Source organism: Piscicoccus intestinalis NBRC 104926 (genome assembly GCF_001515525.1).
GTDB classification, from domain to species: Bacteria; Actinomycetota; Actinomycetes; order Actinomycetales; family Dermatophilaceae; genus Kineosphaera; species Kineosphaera intestinalis.
The window spans coordinates 14100-33702 of sequence record NZ_BCNQ01000026.1 but is presented as its reverse complement, the minus strand read 5'-3'; the positions used below and the strand labels follow the sequence as shown (position 1 = coordinate 33702).

Sequence of the window (19603 nt, the reverse complement as noted above, 5' to 3'; positions counted from 1 at the left end):
GCCCCGCCCTCGCACGGGTGGCGCGGCTCCCGTCGGCTGGTCACGCGTCGATCAGGACGCGGCGCTCATCGAGCCGCCGGTGGGCGAGCGGGTCGTGGGCGGGCAGCAGCACGGTGGGCTCGGACCGGGCGAACGTGCTGATGGCGTCCATCGTGCGCAGCGACTCGCCGATGTCGGAGGCGGGCCCGTCGACGATGCGACGCCGCAACAGATCCTCGTCGTAGGTGGCGTCACCGGTGAGGAAGTACGTGACTTTCGGCGTGCGGACCACCAGCGACAGGTGCCCGGGCATGTGCCCCGGTGTCGGCACCGCGAACACCGTGCCGTCGTCGGTCAACGCCACGGACCCGTCGAACCCGGGCACCCCTGGCTCACGCATGTCGATCTGCTCCGGCTCGAACCACGCCGGCCAGCGCGAGGGTACCGCCCCGAGCAGTGCACCGCGCAGGCCGCGCGAGGCCGCGTAGTTCTGCCGGGACACCACGATCCGGGCGCCCTCGAAGTGCTCCATGCCGTCCGCGTGATCGTGGTGCAGGTGGGACAGGACCAGCGCCCGCAGGTCCCGGCCGGGGTCGATGCCCATCGCTCGCAGCTGCGGCCCGATCTCCTCGCCCGGCTCGATCGCGATGTCGCAGGCGAACCGGAAGAACGGGTGCCACCAGGGGAAGAAGCCGGCGCGCGAGGTCTCGCCGCAGTCCAGCAGGATCAAGCCCTCGCTGTGGTCGACGAGATACGTCTAGATCGGCAGCGGCTCCGTCCAGTCGCGGTCGGTGAGCATCGTCAGCCGCCGCCGCCACACCGGCAGGCCCATGTCGCCGGCACGGTGAGAGGGGCGGATACGGATGGTGCCCGTGCGGATCGGGACGATCGTCGTCACCGTCGCCTCCTGTCGAGTCTCGTTCGAGGAGCCCGCGCGAAGTCGCGGAATAAATACGTTGCACCGCCGCGACCGCCTCGCCTAGCCTAAGGTCCGTCCTGGTCACGGCCCTGCGTGCAGCGCCTGTGACGTTCATGATGCACCGAGAGGAGGAGCGACCGATGATCACGATTTCCCTGCCGACGCTGAACCGTCCGGCCCCCGTCGCTCCCGCCTCGCTCGATCGCGCACCGATGGCCGAAGGCCCCGCCGGGGCTACGGCGCGAAAGCGCGTCGACCGCACGCCGGCGCAGGCCATGCCGGCAGGTGCCGAGCGCACCGGGCTCGCCGAGATCGCTGCGTCCGCCGAGATCGCTGCGTCCGCCGAGCTCGCTGAGTCGGTGGCCACGGCGACCGCGGCCAGCTGGTCGCTCGGCGCCGGCAGCAGCGTTTTTGCCCACACCACGTACACGACCAAGGGTTTCGACCCGGCTCGCAGGAGATCGCGAGTGTCGAGCATCGTCTAGCTCGACCGTTCACCTCCAGGCCGCGGAACCCGCCAGGGTCCGCGGCCTTCGTCATCCGCGAGGCAGCGCACCCGCCCGAAAGAGCAGGTAATGACCAGCGCAGTCGCTCGCCCGAAGGTCCCGAACTCCGGGGCCTCGACGAGACCGCCCGCCAGGACGACCCGCCGCCACCGCGGCGAGAAGGAGGTGACGCCCGTGACAACGACCACCGTGACCCAGAGGGCACCGGAGCGCGGAGTCGACACGTTCGGCGTCGCCGACCTCGTCACCAGCGATCCACTCGCGGAGCTGCCGTGCCGCGAGCACGACGGCGAGTTGTGGTTCGCCGAGAGTCCCGAGGACGTCGAGCGGGCGAAGTCGCTGTGCGGCCACTGCCCGCTGCAGGAGCAGTGCCTCGACGGCGCGCTCGCGCGGCGGGAGCCGTGGGGCGTCTGGGGCGGACAGCTGTTCGTGCAGGGGAGCGTCGTGGCGCGCAAGCGCCCGCGCGGTCGACCCCGCAAGGACGGCACGCCCGCGCGCAGCCGCCTCGGTGACCCGAACGCCGCCTGACTCGAACGCGCCTGACTCGAACGCGCCTGACTCGAACGCGCCTGACTCGAACGCGCCTGACTCGAACGCGCCTGACCCGAACGCGCCTGACCCGAACGTGGCGTGACCCGAAAACATCCCCGGGCCGTCACGAGGTCGCCGGGATGTGGCCCGAGGCGGGTTCGTTGCGGCCTCCGACCGCGAGATACCTGACCACGATCCGAGACGACCACGTGGGTTGCTTGCGCCGAGGCTCGCTTCAGGCGGCCTTCAATACTGATGCACAGAACTCTGTGCGAACTTCTCCCTCTGGAGATCGACATGTTCACCCATCTCTGGGCCCGGTTCAGCCGGCCCGCGCCCGAACGCCCTCCCGAACCCCGGGCGAGCCGACCCGCCCGCGAGATCGCTATGCAGGACCGCCACCAGCAAGAACTCTGGCTTCGCGGGCCCTGGCAGCGGGGCTGAGGGTGCACATCGCAGCCAACGTGGATCGGGACGGGTCGAGCGCTTCGGCTCGACCCGTTCCGCGCGATGTCACACTGATGCGCTCTTGTTGGATACATCGCGAATCACATTGATACGACATGCATTGCGCCATAAATATGCCTCCGGATAACCTGTCATGCAGTACCGGGACATGGTTCTGAGTTTTCCGCGTGGTGTTCGGGGGCCGCGCGCCGGCACCGCGTCCGTAGGTACGCCGCCCTACGCCGCCACATTCAGTCATCGAGGGAACCCACGCGCATGCCTGCACCCGCCCGACCCAACACCGTTCTCACGCTCGATCGCCTCCGTCTCGCCGTGGCGCGCAACACGTCGACCGCGCGCCGCAGCGCCGACGTGACCTCCGTCGTCACTGCCGCCGACGCACAGGCTCAGGCGGTAGGGCCGCTGCGCTCGTTCGTCGCCATGCGGTCCGCGCGCGAGACCGTAGACCGCTCCCAGCGGTAGGCGGCAACGGCCGCCGGAAACCGAATCGCCGAGCGTGTTGACGCCGGCGGTCAACCAGGAGCCTGCGTCAGGCCGTCGATTCCGGAGCCGGAAAATCGGCTTCAGGCAGCCACTCGCCGAGGATCCGGCTGGCCGGTACCGCGCCCTCCAGCTGACACAGCACGCCGATGCCTCCGGCCCAGACCCGGTGGATGAGCAGGTATTCCGGCGGCAGGTTCATCCGGATGCCGGTGCGCCACTGCTCGCCGCGCGGGTCCTGCAGTGCGGTGGTGACCTCCCGCAGCCAGGCGCGGCGGAAGGTGTAGGTGGGCACGCGCAGCGCCTCGAGAAACGGCGTGACGAGACGCAGCACCCGGTCGGGGTCGAGTTCCTGGGACGGCAACACGAATCCCTCGGTGCGCAGCCCGTCCAGCAGCGGCTCCGCCTCCCCGCGCAGGGCCAGGCTCACGAGCCGGCCGATCGCCCCGGGTAGCCCCTGCGGCAGCGGCGCCACCGCCCCGAAGTCGAGCACCCCGAGACGACCGTCGTCCAGCAGCCGGAAATTGCCCGGGTGCGGGTCGGCGTGCAGGAGCCGGGCCTGTTGCGGCCCCGAGACGAGGAACTCCAGGTATCGGGTGGCGGCCTGCGAGCGCTCGGCGTCGCTGCCCTCGGCGATGATCCGAGACAGCGGCGTGCCGCCCATCCACTCGGTGATGATGACGGCGCCGCGCTGGTGCACGACCGCCGGCACGAAGACGTGAGCGTCGCAGTCGAAGGCCTCGCCGAACCGGCGCTGCCGGTCGGCCTCCAGCTCGTAGTCGAGTTCCTCCTGCACGCGGGCGACGAGTTCGGCGAGCACCGGGCCGAGGTCGAGGCCCGGGATCCACGACGCGAGCGCGCGGGTGGCCTGCGACAGTCGACGGAAGTCGCCGACGAGGGCGTCGCCGGCGCCGGGGTACTGGATCTTCACGGCGACCTCGCGACCGTCTTTCCAGATCGCGTGATGCACCTGGCCGACAGAGGCGGCGGCCGTGGGCTGGTCCTCGAAGAGCGCGAACTTCGTGCGCCAGCGGTTGCCGAGCTCGCGGGTCAACACCTCGTGGACGGTCGCGGTCGGCAGCGACGGGGCCGAATCCTGCAGCTTGGTGAGGGTCGCGCGGTACGGCCCGGCCAGTTCTTCGGGCATCGCGGCCTCGAGCACCGACAGCGCCTGGCCCACCTTCATCGCGCCGCCCTTGAGCTCGCCGAGAACCGTGAACAGCTGCTCGGCGGTGCGGGCCTGCAGTTCGGCGGCGACCGCCTCGGCCGGCTTGCCGCCCAGTCGCTTTCCGGCGCCCAGAGCGGCGCGACCCGCGACCCCCAGGGGCAGGGAGGCGAGCTTTGCGCTTCGGACGATCGCTCGTCGTGGCAGTTGGGTCACGACGCCATTGTCACCCGGGCCGCACAGTCACGACACCGAGGATGGGGGTGCCACACGTGATGCACCGCCTCCGGGGACGGGAGCCGGTACGTGACGGTGAGACCGGCCGGCCAGGGCTGCCCGTCGAGGCGGGCGTGCACGAACATCGCGGTGAGCCCGGCCGCGATCGAGCGCAGCGCGCTCTCGGCGTCGACCGCGGCCCGCGCCACCGGCGACCTCCCGTCGTCGAGTTGCGCCACGACTCGTGGCCATTGCGGGTCGCGGTCGGTGCGGTGCAGGTCGAGGCACAGCAGGCACGGCGCCGGCCCGTCGACGAGCGGACCGACCCGCAGCACCGGGCCGTCGACGACCACGGGGACGTGCGGCACGTCGCGGCGGCGCCACGGCTCCGCCCGCCGGTGGTCGACGGCGCCGTGACCCAGCAGCACGACGAGGTCGACGTCCGCCGCCGGGGTGTCCGAGGCCGCCGGGGTGTCCGAGGCCGCCGGGGTGTCCGGGGTGTCCGAGGCGTCCGGGATGTCGGGGGTGTCAGGGATGTTCGGGGAGCCGGACGAGCCGGACGAGCGGCTCCGCTCGCCGGACCCGAGGGAGCCGGGCGAACTGGGCGAACTGGGGGAGCTGGGGGATGTGAGGGAGCTGCCGGCGCCGCGGCGGGCGCGTCGCCGGTTGCGTTCTTCGCGTCGGCGCAGGGCCAACTCGGCGGCGTCGGCAGCGTCGGCGCCGACGTCGATGCGCCCGATGCCGCCGGCCCGCAGGCAGCGGGCGATCTCCGCGGCGAGACGGCCGTGCCCGTCGACGACGACGCGGCGTCGAGACCGCGCCAGGAGGAGCCGGTAACCGTCGTCGTCGGTGCCGTAGGCGCCGGTGCGGGCGGCGGCGTCGGGGCGAAAACCCCAGATCCGTCGCGGGGTCAGCGACCGCAGTCGTTCCGTCGGAGTCGGTCGCGCAACGAGCAACCGGCGCTCGCGGAGCAGCGCGACGACGTCGGCCACCCGCGTGGAGTCGAGCAAAGCGGCCGCCGGCACCCCGGGCCGCTCGGGGCCCTCGACGTCGTCGCCCTCGGAGGCGGGGCTAAGCCGCAGCAGCTGGTCGATCTCGTGTTCCTCGAGCCCGGTGACGACGACGCCGGAGTCGACGAGCCCGATCTGCAGGGCGCCGCCACCGCGGCGCAGGAGGCGGGCGTGGGGCTGCAGGACGAGACGGGACCGGCTCATGGGGGCAGTCTGCCGCGGCCCACCGACCGGTGGTCCCGGTTATCCACAGCCCCCGGGGACGCGACGGCGGGCGGGTGGAGCGTCCACCCGCCCGCCGTCGCGTGGCGTCGGCAGCCAGCCCCCCAGCCGGCCGCGAGCTGCCTCAGGCCTTGCCGAGGATGCGGTTGAGGTTGGTGCCGCAGGAGGGGCACTTGCCCTTGGCCATGCGGCGGCCGTTGGTCTCGACGACGTTGCCCTCCGCCTCGCGCTTCTCCTTGCACTTCACGCAGTAGAACTCGCCCTTGTAGGTCTCACCGGTGTCGGTCATGTCTGTGGATCTCCTTGTCGATTCGTGCCGCCCCAGGCGGCCCGGGACCAGGCCACAGTAGACCAGCGATTCCGTCGGAGCGCGCATGTCGGAGCCGGTGACCAGGGGTGTCGTGTCGCATCCGTCCGACCCGGTCGCCGGTGCGCGTGCCGTGTCGGCGGCGTCGGCAACGATCGGTATCCTGCGCCGGTGAACCCTGCGTGGCGCGAATCCGACCATGCCGAGCGGCGCAGCCAGCACCCCGGCGAGCACCCGAGCGGGCAGGCGAACGAGCCTGCGGTGGAGGTGCGCCGCAGCGCGCGGCGCCGCCGCACGGTCAGCGCGTACGAAGAAGACGGCCGGCTCGTCGTGCTCATCCCCGCCGGATTCACCCGCGCCCAAGAGCGGATGTGGGTGCAGCGGATGCGGGAACGGCTGGCGGCCCGCCGCGCCCGGCGCACCCCCGGCGACGACGAGCTGGCGGCCCGCGCACGCCGGCTGTCGACCCGCTACCTGCAGGGACGCGCCCGGCCCGCCTCCGTGGCCTGGGTCGGCAACCAGCGCCGCCGGTGGGGGTCGTGCACCCCCGCGACGCGCACGATCCGCATCTCCGAGCAGGTGCGCGGCATGCCCGGCTGGGTGCTCGACTACGTGCTGCTGCACGAGCTCGCGCACCTGCTGGTGCCCGGTCACGGACCGGACTTCTGGGCGTTGCTCGAGCCCTACCCGCGGCTGGAGCGGGCCCGCGGCTACCTCGAGGGCGTCGCGGCTGCCGCCCACCTCGACATCAGCGACGACGGCCCCGACGGCCACGACGTGTCCACCGATCGGGACGGGCGGGGCGAGCACGCGGTCTGAGCCGGCAGCTCAGCCCCAGACCCAGACGACGGCGAGCAGCGCCGCGCACACGGCGATCTCGCCGAGCCCGATGTACAGCGGCCGGATCGACCGCCCGGCCAGCGCCCAGGCCCGCGCGGTGAGCAGCGCGAAGATCGCCGCCAGCACGGCCAGCGGCCGGCGGTGCATGCCCGGCGGCAGCGCCGAGGCCACGGTGACGAGCGCGGTGAGGGCGAGGGTGACCGCGCCGTGGTAGGCCACGGACGCCACCTTCCAGCCGGCCCGGCCGCGCTCCCGGATCATCGTCTTGACGTACAGCGCGGTGCCGACGAAGTAGGCGAACAGGACGACGGTGATCGTGACCATCGCGCGCCACCCGGCGAGGATCGTGCCGCCGGGCTCGTATCCCGCCTGATACGTGACGAGCCCGAACACGCAGGCCGCGAAGATCGTCACGACGTCGTTGGTCAGCGCCCGCTCCCGGCGCCGCCACGAGAACAGCAGGCTCACCGCCAGACACACCCCGAAGACGGGCGCCCACCACAGCAGGTCGGGGCGCCAGAGCGCGAGCCCCACGCCGAGCGCGCCGGCCACCGCGCCGTACGTGAGCACCGGAGGCCGATAGCGCGCCTTGAACCCCGATTTCACCCACAGCGCGGCGGCGTTGAACGCGAAGTACCCGACGATCCAGAACGCCAGCATCGGCAGGTGGATCCACGCCCCGTTCGAGCGGATGGCGCCGACCAGGAACGGGACGAGCAGCATCGCCCACGCGCCGTGCTGCGACGGCATCCAGCCCGGACCGCGCCGGCTCCGGCGGGAGCGGACCTGTCGTGCGGCGCCCGGACCGGGGCCGGTCGCCCCGCGGGAGGCGGTCATCGCCGGCCGCCGCGGAGCCGGGCCACGCCGGCGGCGACGAGTCCGGCGACGTCGTCCTCGGGCAGGTCGTCGACGGGCCACCAACGCACGTCGAGCGATTCGGCGCTGACCCGGGGCGCGTCGGGAGTCGCAGTGGTCGCGAGGAAGCGCACGTCGAGGTGCTCGCGGCAGGTGCCGAATTCCGCCGGCAGGGGGTGCCGGTCGAGGTGCACCGGAGTCGGGTCGAGGCGCAGGCCGGGCAGGCCCGTCTCCTCGCGCGCCTCCCGCGCGGCGGCCGCCGCCAGGTCGGCGTCGTCGGCCTCGATGTGGCCGCCCGGCTGGAACCAGCGCCCGGCCTTGCCGTGCAGCACGAGGAGCGTGCGCGTGCCGGACTCGTCGAGCACGACGACACCGACCGTCAGGTGCGCGGGCGGACCGGTGCGCGCGCACGCCGCCTCGTGGTCGCGCAGGTGACGCAGGTACTGCCGGCGCAACGCCTCCTGGTCGGCGTCGGGCGCAGCCCAGGCGGTCAGCGTCGCGAGCGCCGACTCACGCAGCCGCGCGAACGCGCCGTCGGGATCGGGAGGGGGGATCGGCGAGCCGCTCACGACCGTGGGTCGTCGCCGCGGGTCTCTTCGTCCAGCAGGCGCTTGAGGGCTGCGTCCATGTCGTCCATGTCGGCGAAGTCGGAACCGCCCGCCGGCTCGCCCGAGCCCCCCGACGCGGCGGGCTTGGCCGACCCGGTCGACCCGGCCGAGCCGTCGTCGGCGTCCGAAGGCTGCTGCGAGCCCGGCTCCGCGGAGGTGGCCGGCGTCGGTTCCTGCGCCGAGCCGTCTCCCGTCGGCGCGCCGCCCTCGCCGCGGCCCTCCTCGAGCCCGGCCGCGGCAGCACCGCCAGAACCCGCAGCCCCGGCGGCACCTCGACCGGCGCCGCCGCGTCGGCCGGTGACGCGTTCGACGTAACCGAGGATGTCGTCGAGATCCTCGCTGGTGGGCGCGATGTCGGGGTGCCCCCAGGCCTTGTCGCGCGTGGCGGCGTCGCCGGCGTTCTCGAGCGCGGCGAACAGGTTCGCGGCGTCGCGCAGCCGGCGGGGGCGCAGCTGCAGCCCGACGAGCTGGTGGAAGAGGTGCTCGGCGGGGCCGCCGGTGGCGCGTCGGCGCCGCACGGCCTCCCCGAGCGCGGCCGACTGCGGCAGGTGCCGGGCCGTGGCCTGCGCGGTCACGACGTCGACCCAGCCCTCGACGAGCGCGAGCAGGGTCTCCAGGCGGGCCAGGGCCCGCTGCTGCGCGGGGCTCGGGTCGGGCGTGAACAGGCCGCCGGTCAACGCGTTCTGCATCGCCTGCGGGTCCATCGGGTCGATGCTCGACAGCTTGGCCTCGATGCCCTCGGTGTCGACGGAGATGTCGGCCGCGTAGGCCTGCACCGCCGCCACGAGCTGCGGGCCGAGCCACGGCACGTCGGCGAACAGCCGCGCGCGGGCCACCTCCCGCACCGCGAGGTACAGCAGCACCTGGGCGTCGTCGACCTCCAGGCCCTCGGCGAACGTCGCGACATTCGCGGGCAGCAGCGCCACCGTGCCGGCCGGCAGCAGCGGGAGGCCGACCTCGGTGCCGCTGACGACCTCGCCGGCGAGGTTGCCCACGGCCTGGCCGATCTGCGCGCCGAACATCGAGCTGCTCATCCGCGCCATCATCGGCTCGAACTGGTTCATCATCGCGCCCAGGTCCGGCATGCCGCCGCCCGGCATCCCCGGCATCCCCGGCATCCCGGGCATCCCCGGCAGCTCGGGCAGTTCGCCGCTCTCGGTCAGCTTGTCGAGCTGGGCGCGCATGGCCCCGGTGATGGCGTCGTTGACGGCGGTCGCGACCGGCCCGACGAGACGGCCCCACATCGGCATCGTCTGGTCGACCCACTCGGCGCGGCTCAGGGCCACGCCGGTGGCGCCGGGCAGGCTGAAGTCGGTGACCTCCTCCAGCCACAGGTCGGCCACGCCGACCGCATCGTGGACACCGCGCTGCAGGGTGGCGCTCACCACCGCGTCGCCGCCGGCGGCCACGGTCTTGCGCGCGACGTCGGTGCTGAGGTCGAGGTTGAGCCCGTCGGTGGGCTCCGCCGCGAACATCGCGGACAGCTGCCCGGCGAGCATCCGCATGGTCGGTTCGTCGATCTTGTCGAGGCCCATCGACTTCATGGCCTCGGCCATGGCCGGGTTGTCGGCGCTGCCGAGGAACTGCTCGAGCATGCGGCGCAGGTCGTCGGGGTCGGGGCCTGGCTGCTGACTGGACGACACGTCCGTCTCCTTGGGTTGTGAACTCGTGTCCGGGTTGCTGACAGGATGTGACTAGACGATATCCACGACGGGATAGCGCGCAGCACATCGATGGATGCACGGACGGGCGCAGTCGCGGACCTCGTGACGGTGGGGTCACGGGGCGAGACTCCGGCTCCGTGCACACGACGCTACGAGAACAACAACGGGAGGACGCCTGTGAGTTCCGGTGACGGGGCCGACACCGGCACCATCTCGCTGCGTGTGCTGAACGCCGAGCTGTCGGTGCGCGGGGTCGACGGGCGGATCGCGCGCGAGATCGTGCGGCTGGGCCGAGACCGGTTCGGCGTGGAGGCGGTGTCCACCCGGCTGCGTGCCCCGGGCCTCGGACCGTCCAACGGGGCGAAAGCGGCCAAGCACCCGGCGGGCTCGCACCCCGACTCCCCGGCCACGAGCCCCGTGGTGGTGCACGTCGCGTTGAGCACCGACCTGCACCGCGACCTCGCCGTCGCGACCGCGGTCCGGCGGGCCGCGCTCGTCGAGCTGCTGCGGGCCTCGGCCGACGCCACCGCCGAGGGCGGGCACCTCGTCGTCGTCAGCTCGGCCCGGGTGTACGGGGCCCGCGCCACCAATCCCGTGCCGATCCCGCCGGAGGCGCCGCTGCACGCCCGCGACGACGGGGGACTGACCGGTGACCTCCTCGTCGTCGAGGCCGAACTGGAGGCGGTCCGGCGGGCCCGCCCCGACCTGCGCGTCAGCGTGGTCCGGGCCGCAGCGGTCGTCGGCCCCGGCGTCGACACGACGATCAGCCGGCACTTCGAGTCGCCGCGGCTGCTCGTGCTCTCCGGCAGCTCGCCGCGGTGGCAGTTCGTGCACGTCGAAGACCTGGCCGCCGCGGTGATGTGCGTCGTCGGCCACGGCCCGGACGGCGGTCTCGGGCCGGTCGTCACCGTCGGTGCCCCGGGGTCGATCTCGCAGGCGCGGGTCGAACTCGTCAGCGGCAAGCGCCGCCTCGAGCTGCCGGCCGCGGTCGCGTTGGCCACCGCGCGGCGGCTGCACGCCGCGGGGGTGCTCAACACCTCCGGCGTCGACCTCGACTACGTGCGCTATCCGTGGCTCGTCTCGGCCGAGCCGCTGGAGGCGGTCGGCTGGCGCGCCGTCCACGACAACGAGACCTGCCTGCAGGTGATGCTCGACGGGATCCGCCGCGACCGGGGCCTGCTCGCCCTGCGCCGCGACGCGGCCGTCGGCACGGCCAGCGCCGCGGTGGCGGTGGTGGGCACCGCCGCGATCGTGCGGCGACGCAAGCGACGAGGGAGCCTGATCTGATGAACGCAGCGGACCGCCTCCACGGCCTCCACGGCGAGGAGCCCCGGGACGAGAACTCGCGACCCGGCCGCGTCTGTCTCGCCGAACTGCGCGAGACCCCGCTCAGCGTCGACGAGGTGACGGCCGCGGTGTCGGTGCCCGGGGTCGGCGGTGTCGTCACGTTCACCGGCGTCGTGCGCGACCACGACGGCGGGCGCGACGTGACCGCCCTGGAGTACTCGGCGCACCCCAGCGCGCCCGCCGTGCTGCGAGAGGTCGCGCAGGAGATCGCCGCGCACGAGGGGGTCGTCGCGGTCGCCGCCACCCACCGCGTCGGGGATCTGCGGGTGGGGGACCTGGCGGTCGTGCTGGCCGTCGGCACCGGGCACCGCGGCGAGGCCTTCACGGCGGGCCGCGAGTTCATCGACACGCTCAAGGCGCGGGTGCCGATCTGGAAGCACCAGATCTTCACCGACGGCGACGACGAGTGGGTGGGCACCCCGTGAGGCTGCCCCTGCGGGGCGAACGCGCCCGCGAGGGCGACGACCCCGGCTCCGGCTCAGCGGCACCGGGCCGCAGCGGCCACGGCGATCAGGGGGAGCCGGGTCAGTCGGTTGAGTCGGCTCCCGGGCACGCCACCGGCCGCGGCAGCCGGGTCTCCTGGAGCCTGTCGCGCCAGACCCGCACCAGCCTGATCGCGCTGCTGCTCGTGCTGCTCGTCCTCATCGCCGGCACCCTGTACCACCCGGCGTACGTCATCCTGCGGGCCGGCCCGGCGGTGGACACGCTCGGTGAGACCGGGGGCCACAGTCTGGTCTCGATCAGCGGGGTGCAGACCTATCCGACGACCGGCAGCCTCGACTTCACGACGGTCGCGCAGTACGGCGGCCCCGGCTACGACATCACGGTGTGGGACCTGCTCGTCGCGCGCCTCGACCCGCGGGCCCAGATCATCCCGCGTGATCAGCTCTACCCGCCGAGCGCGACCGCCGACCAGGTGCGCCAGCAGACCTCGGCCCAGATGCAGGGTTCCCAGAACGCGGCGGCGGCGGTGGCGCTGCGGGCCGTCGGCAAGCCGGAGGAGGCGGTCGTCGCGCAGGTCGCGCCGAACGGTCCCGCCGTCGGGCACCTGCAGGAGGGTGACGTCGTCACCGCGGTCGGCGGTACCCGGGTGCAGGCGGCCGCCGACGTGTCCCGGCTCGTGCAGGCCGGGGGCGACAGCGTGCGGATGACCGTGCGGCGGTCGGGCTCCGCCCTCGACGTCGACGTGCCGACCCGCGTCATCGACGGGCGCCGCATGGTCGGCGTCGGCCTGGAGGCGCGCTTCGACGACTCCATCAAGGTGACGATCGACGCCGGCAACGTCGGCGGGCCCTCGGCGGGCATGATGTTCGCCCTCGCCGTCTACGACAAGATCACCCCCGGGCCGCTGACCGGGGGGCAGAAGATCGCGGGTACCGGCACGATCGGGCTCGACGGCGCGGTCGGCCCGATCGGCGGCATCGAGCACAAGATGGTGGGCGCCCGCGACGCCGGGGCCGCGTGGTTCCTCGCGCCGGCCGCCGACTGCCCGGAGGTGGTCGGCAACGTGCCCGATGGCCTGCACGTCGCCCGCGTGGCGACCTTCGACGAGGCGCGAACGGCCGTCGAGGCCATCGGAGCCGGTCGCGGCCAGTCCCTGCCCACCTGCACCGGCTGAGCCGCAGCCGGAGTCGGCGCCGGGCGCCGCGACGTCAGTCGCGCAGGGTCTGGCGGAGGGCGTCGAGCAGGCCGGGGGCGATGTTCTCCCCGACGGCCACGTCGTCGTCGTTGTCGTGGTCGCGCTGGCGCAGCAGGCACGTCGCGGAACCGTCGCGCAGGGCCGCGACGAGCAGTCGCACATCCTGGCGCTGCGGATGCTTGGCGACCGCCTCCAGGGCAGCCTGCTCCTCTTCGGGCAGGTCTGCCTGCGCCTGCGGGGGCAGCACGATCCGCTCGACGGCGATCGCCGCCCCGTGCACCTGCGGGGGCCAGCCGATCTGGGCGAGCAGCTCCTCCAGCCCCGAGGAGGCGGGCAGGTCCTCCTGTTCGATGGCGCTCAAGGCGTCCGGGCCCTCGGCCTCCAGGTGGCTCAGCTGCGGCTGGTTCTCGCGCAGCTGCTCGGTGGTGACGAGGGCGAACAGGCGGGCGGGTTGATCCCACCCGGCGCCGGCGACGTAGCGTTCGATGTCTCGCGCGCAGGTGAGCAGGGGCGGCAGATGCACGGTCACCCGCCCCACTCTGCCGGACGCCCGGCCGCAGGCATGTCAGGGGCACGAGCCGAACGCTCTCGCGCGTGCGAGCATATTCGGCACGCCGTACTTTTCCCCAGGGTCTTGGGCATCCGGTGGGGGTAGGTACGTTGGGGGGTATCGGACAGTGACGAACCGGCACGCGAGTTCGGCGAACGGGACGGCGACGGAACGGCGGTTGGCGTGAGCGACGAGAAGGATCAGGGGCCCACCGGCCCGGACGACCCGCGGCGTGACCCGGGCGGGGGAGACGCCACGCCCCGGGGTGGCTCCGGCTCCGGCTCCTCCTCGGGCTCGGGATCGGGCTCCGGTTCGGGTTCAAGCTCGGGTTCGGGCTCCGGTTCGGGTTCGGGCTCGTCAGGGTTCGGCGGCGGCTTCCGGTTCCCCGGCGGTCTCGGCGGTTTCGGAGCCGGTATGGGCGCCGGCGGCGGCCGTGGACCGGGCGGGCCGGGCGGGCCTGGCGGCCCCGGCCGTCCGGGTGGACCGGGTGGACCGGGTGGACCGGGTCGTCCCGGTGGTCCAGGTGGACCCGGTGGACCCGGCAGCGGAGGACCGACGGGTCCGCGTCGCATGCCCCCGCCCGGGCAGCTGCGCACCCGGCGCCCCGGTCCGCTGGCGATCACCGTCACCGCGCTCGTCGTGCTGGCCGGGGTGCTCGCCGCGGCCTCGCAGTTCTGGACCGAGGTGCTCTGGTACGACAGCGTCGGCTACGCCCGGGTGCTGTGGACCCGCCTCGGCACGCAGGTCGCGCTGTTCCTCCTCGGCGGCAGCCTCGTCGCGCTCCTGGTCGCCTCGAGCCTCATCGTCGGGTACCGCACCCGACCGCTGTACGCCCCGAGCACCCCGCAGCAGGAGGCGCTGGACCGCTACCGCGAGCTCATCGAGCCGCTGCGCCGTCTCGCGCTGCTCGGCGCGCCACTCGTGCTCGGCGCGTTCGCCGGCGCGGCGGCCGCGAGCCAGTGGCGCCTGGTGCTGCTGTGGCTCAACCGGCAGCCGTTCGGCACCAACGACCCGACGTTCAACCTGGACGTGGGCTTCTTCGTCTTCACGATGCCCTGGGTGCTGTTCATCGTCTCGTTCCTGACGATGGCGCTCGTGCTCGCGCTCATGGCGGCCGCGTTGACGCACTACATCTACGGCGGCCTGCAGCTCGGCGGTCGCGGCCCGCACACGTCCCGCGCCGCGCGGGTGCACCTGTCGCTGCTCGGCGCCGCCCTCGTGCTCGTGCGCGGCGGCGGCTACTGGCTGGAGCGCTACCAGCTGAGCGTGCAGGATTCGGCGCGGATCACGGGGCTGACGTACACCGACCAGTTCGCGGTGCTGCCGACGAAGACGATCCTCGCGATCGCCGCGGTGCTGTGCGCGCTGCTGTTCATCGCGACCATCTGGACGTCGTCGTGGCGCCTGCCGATCATCGGCGTCTCGATGCTGCTCGTCATGTCGGTCGTCGTCGGGGGCCTGTACCCGATGGCGGTGCAGAGCCTGCGGGTGCGCCCGAACGAGGCCGCCCTGGAGGCGGAGTTCATCCAGAAGAACATCGACTCCACCCGCGCGGCCTACGGCCTGACGGACCTGACGAAGACGCAGTACCAGGCGCAGACCGACGCCACCCCGGGGCAGCTGCGTTCGGACGCGGCGACGATCCCCGGCATCCGCATCCTCGACCCGCTGATCGTCAGCCCGACGTTCACGCAGATGCAGGGTCTGCGGCAGTACTACCGGTTCCCCGACGTGCTCGACGTCGACCGCTACCGGATCCAGGAGAACGGCACCCCGCAGGACACCGTCGTCGCGGTCCGCGAACTCGACATCGACCAGGTGCCGCAGCGCAACTGGGTCAACGACCACACGGTGTACACGCACGGGTACGGCCTCGTCACGGCCTACGGCAACCGGCGCACCGCCGACGGCGAGCCCGACTTCTTCACCCGCGACATCCCGCCGCAGGGCCCGCTGACGCCGTTCGAGCCGCGCATCTACTTCGGTGAGCGCACGACGAACTACTCCGTGGTGGGCGCCCCCGAGGGCGCGCCGCCGCGCGAGATCGACTACCAGAGCGCCGAGGGTGAGCAGCGGTTCACGTACGTCAACGGCGGCGGCGTGCACATGGACAACATCTTCAAGCGGGCCGCGTACGCCATGAAGTACCGCGCGTATCAGCTGCTGCTCTCGGAGCAGGTGGGCGACCACTCGACGATGCTCGACTACCGCCAGCCGCGCGAGCGGGTGGAGCGGGTGGCGCCGTGGCTGACGCTCGACGGCAACGCCTACCCCTCGGTCGTCGACGGGCGCGTCGTGTGGATCCTCGACGGGTACACGACGTCGTCGACGTACCCGTACAGCAAGTTGCAGAGCCTCGACACGGCCACCTCCGACGCCCTCACCGCCCGCACCCAGAGCGTGCAGCAGGTGCGGGCCGGTCAGGTCAACTACATCCGCAACTCCGTCAAGGCCACCGTCGACGCGTACGACGGCTCGGTGCGGCTGTACACGTGGGACGACCAGGACCCGGTGCTCAAGGCGTGGTCGCAGGCGTTCAGCAACACGCTGCTGCCGATGAGCGACATCAGCGGCGACCTCATGAGCCACCTGCGCTACCCCGAAGACCTGTTCAAGGTGCAGCGCGAGCTGCTGACCCGCTACCACGTCACCGAAGCGGGCGCCTTCTTCGGAGGCGGTGAGTACTGGCGCGTGCCGGTCGACCCGACTCAGGCCGAGCAGGGGACCAACGAGGGGCAGCCGCCGTACTACCTGTCGATCCGCATGCCGGACCAGGACGCGCCGGCGTTCTCGCTGACGACGTCGTTCTCACCCGCCGGTGACGATCGACCGTTCCTCACCGGCTTCCTCGCCGTCGACTCCGACGCGGGTGATCAGGCGGGTCAACGGCGCGCCGACTACGGCAAGATGCGCCTGCTCGACCTCCCGAGCGCCACGAACGTGCCCGGCCCGAGTCAGGTGCAGAACCAGATCAACTCGAGCAACAACAACTCCGTCGACTTCCCGATGACGTTGAACAACTTCCTCAACATCTCCCAGACGGGATCTCGGGTGCAGCGCGGCAATCTGCTGACGCTGCCTGTCGGCGGCGGGTTGCTGTACGTCCAACCGATCTACGTCTCCGGGCGCGACGCCGGCTACCCGCTGCTGCAGGCGGTCGTCGTCAGCTTCGGTAACACGATCGCGTGGGGCCGCACGCTCGATTCGGCGCTCGACCAGCTCTTCGGAGGCAGCTCCGGAGCCACCGCCGGTGACGCCGGGGTGCCCACCGACGGCGAGCAGGGCCAGCAGCAACCCGGTCAGTCGCCCTCGCCGACGCCGTCACCGTCTCCGGCGCAGCTCAACGCCGCCCTCGCCGAGGTCGACCGGCAGTTCAAGGCCGGCCAGGACGCGATGCGCAAGGGTGACTGGGACGCCTACGGCAAGGCGCAGCAGGCGCTGAGCCGGGCCATCGCCCAGGCGATGGCGCTGCAGCCCGAGGGCGGCTCGGTCACCCCCGGCGGCACCGCGAGCCCCAGCCCCACCGGTACCGGCACCGCGACCGCGAGCCCGACCGCCTCGCCCACGGCGACCCCCACCCCCACCGGCACCGGCGGCTGACGCCCCTCCCCGGAGGGTGGCGCCACCTCCCTGAGAGCTCGACGCCATCTCGCTGAGAGCTCGACGCCATCTCGCTGAGAACTGCGTGTCATGGTCGGGACTGCGGTTCGTGCCGCAGTCCTCACCGCGACACGCAGTTCTCAGCGACGTCGGGGAGGGCCCTGGCAGGGCCTGGCGAGGGCCGGCGAGGTGTCGGCGACGTCCGGAGCGGTTGCGTCGAGGGCCTTGTCGCAGCGGGAGAGGAGGGCTTCATGACCGCGCCCGAGCTGGTCTACGGCGACGACCTGCCGTTGGGGGAGGTGCTGGACCTCGGGACCCACACCGTGCAGGACGGCGAGATCGTCGACTTCGCGAGCCGGTGGGATCCGCTGGCGATCCACACCGACGCCGAGATCGCCGCCGGTGGCCCGTTCGGGGGCCTCATCGCGAGCGGCATCCACACCGCGGCCATCCTGCAGCGGCTGGCGGTGAGCTCGCACTACTCCCGCTGGGCGATCGTGGCCGGCCGCGAGATCCGGTCGATGCGGATGCTGCGACCCGTGCGCACGGGCGACACTCTCGCCGGGAGCCTGATTCCGGTCTCGCGAACCGCCGCTGCGCGCGGTCGGGTCGACGTGCTCTTCGAGGCCCGCCTGACCAACCAGGACGGCAAGGACGTGCTGGCCCTGGAGATCGAGATCGTCATGCTCGCGCGGCCTGCGCAGGACCAGCTCTAGCACGGCGAGATGCCGGCCCGGCGCGGGCGTGACGGACCTGCAGGGATGGTGGCGCGAGCATGCCGATGAGTGACTCCGACGCACGCGTCATCGTCATGACCGGCGCGACCTTCCGGCATCGGCGGGCAGGCGCTGGAGCTGCTGGCCCGCGAGCCGGGGACTCACGTCCTCGTCGGCGCCCGCGGCACCAACCGCGTCGCAGCGCGGCGATGGTCGGCCGGTAGGCGCGAGCAGCGGCGGGTCGCCGTCGGTCGGGTGCGCCATGCCTATCGTGGCCTGATGGTGACGGCAGGTGCGGCGGCGAGCAGTCTGGGCGTGCTCGCGCTCAACGTCGCCGCGCCGACCAAGGAGACGGCCCGCGGCCTCCTCGAATACCTCTGGGCCGCGGACGAACCCCTCGTCGTGCTCAGCGAGATCACGCGCGGCGAGGGTTCGCGGCTGATCCTCGACGTCTGCCGCGCGGCCGGCTACAACGTCCTGACGCCTGCGCTGAGCGGCCGCGACCGCGGCGTGGCCCTCGTCGTGCGGGACACGAGGCTGTCGGTGGGGGAGCCGACATTTCCCGCCGGTCCGCGGGTGGTCCGGGCCCGGATCGGGCAGGCCACGGTGCTCGGGGTGTACGGCGCGGCCAGCGACCCGGTGCGATACGCCTCCCACGCGCAGCGGGACCGCAAGCGCGCGTGGCTGCGCGAGTTCGCCGACCTCGTCGACGCCGAGTGCCGCGCCGACGCGAGCCCGCTCCTGCTGGCCGGTGACCTCAACATCGTCGACCCGGCCGACCGCCCGGGGCTGCCGTACGTGCTGGCGGAGGAGCGGGACGCCTACGATCACCTGCTCGACCTCGGGTTGCTCGACGCCTACCGGTACGCGACCGGCGGCTCGACGCCGACCTGGATCGACCACACCGGGGTCGGGTGCCGCTACGACCACGTGTTCGTGCGCGGCCTCCGCGTGGTGTCCGCCCGCGTCGACGACACGCCCCGCCATCGCGGCCTCAGCGACCACAGCGCCGTCCTCGCGAGCCTGACGTGAGAGCCGCCACCGGACGGAGTGGCCCGGGCGCGCTGGGCTAGCGGTAGAGCACCCGGTTGAGCCGCAGGGCCCAGTCGAAGTCGGGCATCGTCGTGAAGTCGTCGGTCCGCTCGACGACGGCTGCCCAGGCGAGGTCGCGGCGCTTCGGCACGCGCCCCCGATCGGCCCGGGCAAGGCCCTCCACCACCTCCGCACGGGTGAGGTCGGTGCAGTACACAGGTGCGCCGGGCTGCTGACGCCACGACTCCGCGAGCCGGCCGGCATCGACGGCGTCGAAACCGGTCTGTTCGACGAGGTCCATGGCCGCCCGGCGATCCTCGTCCCGATCCGCGGCGACGGGCAGGGCGATGCGCCCCTGCGCGCCCGGCTCCGTGCCCTTGTCGGCCAGGGAAGGGGCCCCGATCGAGTTCCAGGCTTTGACGAGCGGGCGGCCGATGGTCTGCGCGACCCAGACGCTTTCGACCTGACCCGCGTCCACCGCGTCATGCCGACCGTCCCGCCCGGGGTAGTAGTTGCCGGTGTCGATGAGAGGCACGTTCTCCGGAATCTGCGACAACAGGCCCGCCACGTCCGGGATCCTGGCGAAGGGCACCGACACGATGACGACCTCGGCGCCGGCGGCGGCGTCGGCCGCCTCGACCGCGCGGACTCCCTCGGTGAGGATGCCCGGGTCGATCGTCTCGGGTCCGCGGGAGTTGGCGATGGCCACGTCGTGGCCGGCCGCGCCGAGCTTCGTCGCGAGCAGCGCGCCGATGTTGCCGGCTCCGATGATGCCGATCTTCATGGTGATCTCCTTGGGGTGCGATGAGGGTCGTGCGGGGGGACGCCGCGTGGGCCGTCCGCACGCTGATGTCCACGTCACGGTCCGCATCTCCTCGCATGGGCTACGATGCGAAAGGGCGGAGAGCGTCTCCGTTTGTGACGATATGGAGACGGTCTCCGGTTGTCA

At 72.9% G+C, this 19603-nt stretch carries 19 protein-coding genes and 1 pseudogene; 10 read left to right on the top strand and 10 right to left on the bottom strand.

Annotated elements, in window-relative coordinates; translation table 11 throughout:
- Positions 1 to 40: 40 nt before the first annotated feature.
- Positions 41 to 724 (bottom strand): annotated as a pseudogene (locus tag PINTE_RS06630) (MBL fold metallo-hydrolase); the annotation flags it as partial.
- A 12-nt stretch (positions 725 to 736) separates the two neighbouring features.
- The gene (locus PINTE_RS22595; protein WP_157087117.1) at positions 737 to 877 is read right to left on the bottom strand and encodes a hypothetical protein; all 141 of its coding nucleotides are present in this window, start codon (positions 875 to 877) and stop codon (positions 737 to 739) included.
- Positions 878 to 1038: 161 nt separating this feature from the next.
- On the opposite strand from PINTE_RS22595, the gene PINTE_RS06625 reads away from it, so the two are divergent.
- The 3 genes from PINTE_RS06625 (at position 1039) to PINTE_RS25000 (ending at position 2492) form a co-directional block, all read left to right on the top strand.
- A complete protein-coding gene (locus tag PINTE_RS06625) occupies positions 1039 to 1383 on the top strand; it encodes a hypothetical protein (RefSeq protein ID WP_157087116.1) in 345 nt (114 codons plus the stop codon).
- Positions 1384 to 1671: 288 nt separating this feature from the next.
- A complete protein-coding gene (locus tag PINTE_RS06620) occupies positions 1672 to 1932 on the top strand; it encodes a WhiB family transcriptional regulator (RefSeq protein WP_217996519.1) in 261 nt (86 codons plus the stop codon).
- Positions 1929 to 2492 (top strand): pentapeptide repeat-containing protein, encoded by a 564-nt coding sequence (locus tag PINTE_RS25000; RefSeq protein ID WP_084343325.1) that lies wholly within the window; start codon positions 1929 to 1931, stop codon positions 2490 to 2492. Before PINTE_RS06620 ends, PINTE_RS25000 begins: the two co-directional genes overlap by 4 nt.
- Before the next feature lie 440 nt (positions 2493 to 2932).
- Here the strand turns inward: PINTE_RS25000 and PINTE_RS06610 are convergent, their stop codons facing one another.
- The 3 genes from PINTE_RS06610 to PINTE_RS23145 form a co-directional block, all read right to left on the bottom strand.
- Positions 2933 to 4264 carry an ABC1 kinase family protein gene (locus PINTE_RS06610; protein ID WP_068427707.1) on the bottom strand — a complete coding sequence of 444 codons (1332 nt, stop codon included), beginning with the start codon at positions 4262 to 4264 and terminating at the stop codon, positions 2933 to 2935.
- Positions 4261 to 5478 carry a hypothetical protein gene (locus PINTE_RS06605; protein WP_068427705.1) on the bottom strand — a complete coding sequence of 406 codons (1218 nt, stop codon included), beginning with the start codon at positions 5476 to 5478 and terminating at the stop codon, positions 4261 to 4263. Before PINTE_RS06605 ends, PINTE_RS06610 begins: the two co-directional genes overlap by 4 nt.
- 142 nt (positions 5479 to 5620) lie before the next feature.
- Complete coding sequence (locus tag PINTE_RS23145; RefSeq protein ID WP_169798474.1) at positions 5621 to 5785, bottom strand: DUF5679 domain-containing protein; 165 nt, start codon at positions 5783 to 5785, stop codon at positions 5621 to 5623.
- A 189-nt stretch (positions 5786 to 5974) separates the two neighbouring features.
- Between PINTE_RS23145 and PINTE_RS06600 the strand changes: the two genes are divergently transcribed.
- A complete protein-coding gene (locus tag PINTE_RS06600; protein WP_373280145.1) occupies positions 5975 to 6622 on the top strand; it encodes a M48 metallopeptidase family protein in 648 nt (215 codons plus the stop codon).
- 9 nt (positions 6623 to 6631) lie between these two features.
- On the opposite strand, the gene PINTE_RS06595 is transcribed toward PINTE_RS06600, so the two are convergent.
- The 3 genes from PINTE_RS06595 to PINTE_RS06585 form a co-directional block, all read right to left on the bottom strand.
- Entirely contained in the window at positions 6632 to 7393 is a 762-nt protein-coding gene (locus PINTE_RS06595) for a YwiC-like family protein (protein ID WP_068427703.1), read from the bottom strand.
- An 83-nt stretch (positions 7394 to 7476) separates the two neighbouring features.
- Positions 7477 to 8067, bottom strand: a complete 591-nt coding sequence (locus tag PINTE_RS06590) for an NUDIX hydrolase (protein WP_245642831.1) — start codon at positions 8065 to 8067, stop codon at positions 7477 to 7479.
- A complete protein-coding gene (locus tag PINTE_RS06585; protein WP_245642830.1) occupies positions 8064 to 9749 on the bottom strand; it encodes a zinc-dependent metalloprotease in 1686 nt (561 codons plus the stop codon). Before PINTE_RS06585 ends, PINTE_RS06590 begins: the two co-directional genes overlap by 4 nt.
- Before the next feature lie 198 nt (positions 9750 to 9947).
- Here PINTE_RS06585 and PINTE_RS06580 point away from each other — a divergent pair, with 198 nt between their 5' ends.
- The 3 genes from PINTE_RS06580 to PINTE_RS06570 are packed head-to-tail and all read left to right on the top strand — an operon-like array spanning position 9948 to position 12735.
- Positions 9948 to 11057: an NAD-dependent epimerase/dehydratase family protein gene (locus tag PINTE_RS06580; protein WP_068427702.1), complete on the top strand. Its 1110-nt coding sequence runs from the start codon at positions 9948 to 9950 to the stop codon at positions 11055 to 11057.
- Positions 11057 to 11542, top strand: a complete 486-nt coding sequence (locus PINTE_RS06575) for a molybdenum cofactor biosynthesis protein MoaE (RefSeq protein ID WP_084343320.1) — start codon at positions 11057 to 11059, stop codon at positions 11540 to 11542. Before PINTE_RS06580 ends, PINTE_RS06575 begins: the two co-directional genes overlap by 1 nt.
- Positions 11539 to 12735: a YlbL family protein gene (locus tag PINTE_RS06570; RefSeq protein WP_068427699.1), complete on the top strand. Its 1197-nt coding sequence runs from the start codon at positions 11539 to 11541 to the stop codon at positions 12733 to 12735. The genes PINTE_RS06575 and PINTE_RS06570 overlap by 4 nt, the downstream gene beginning before the upstream one ends.
- A gap of 34 nt (positions 12736 to 12769) precedes the next feature.
- Here PINTE_RS06570 and PINTE_RS06565 read toward each other — a convergent pair whose 3' ends face one another.
- Positions 12770 to 13285, bottom strand: a complete 516-nt coding sequence (locus PINTE_RS06565; protein WP_245642829.1) for a PPA1309 family protein — start codon at positions 13283 to 13285, stop codon at positions 12770 to 12772.
- Between the two features lie 591 nt (positions 13286 to 13876).
- Between PINTE_RS06565 and PINTE_RS06560 the strand changes: the two genes are divergently transcribed.
- The 3 genes from PINTE_RS06560 to PINTE_RS06550 all read left to right on the top strand — a co-directional run bounded on the left by PINTE_RS06560 (position 13877) and on the right by PINTE_RS06550 (position 18654).
- The gene (locus PINTE_RS06560; RefSeq protein ID WP_068427694.1) at positions 13877 to 16906 is read left to right on the top strand and encodes a UPF0182 family membrane protein; all 3030 of its coding nucleotides are present in this window, start codon (positions 13877 to 13879) and stop codon (positions 16904 to 16906) included.
- A gap of 251 nt (positions 16907 to 17157) precedes the next feature.
- Positions 17158 to 17622: a MaoC/PaaZ C-terminal domain-containing protein gene (locus PINTE_RS06555; protein ID WP_068427692.1), complete on the top strand. Its 465-nt coding sequence runs from the start codon at positions 17158 to 17160 to the stop codon at positions 17620 to 17622.
- Positions 17623 to 17901: 279 nt separating this feature from the next.
- Positions 17902 to 18654, top strand: a complete 753-nt coding sequence (locus PINTE_RS06550; protein ID WP_068427690.1) for an endonuclease/exonuclease/phosphatase family protein — start codon at positions 17902 to 17904, stop codon at positions 18652 to 18654.
- Positions 18655 to 18691: 37 nt separating this feature from the next.
- Here PINTE_RS06550 and PINTE_RS06545 read toward each other — a convergent pair whose 3' ends face one another.
- A complete protein-coding gene (locus tag PINTE_RS06545) occupies positions 18692 to 19525 on the bottom strand; it encodes an NADPH-dependent F420 reductase (RefSeq protein ID WP_373280144.1) in 834 nt (277 codons plus the stop codon).
- Positions 19526 to 19603 lie beyond the last annotated feature (78 nt).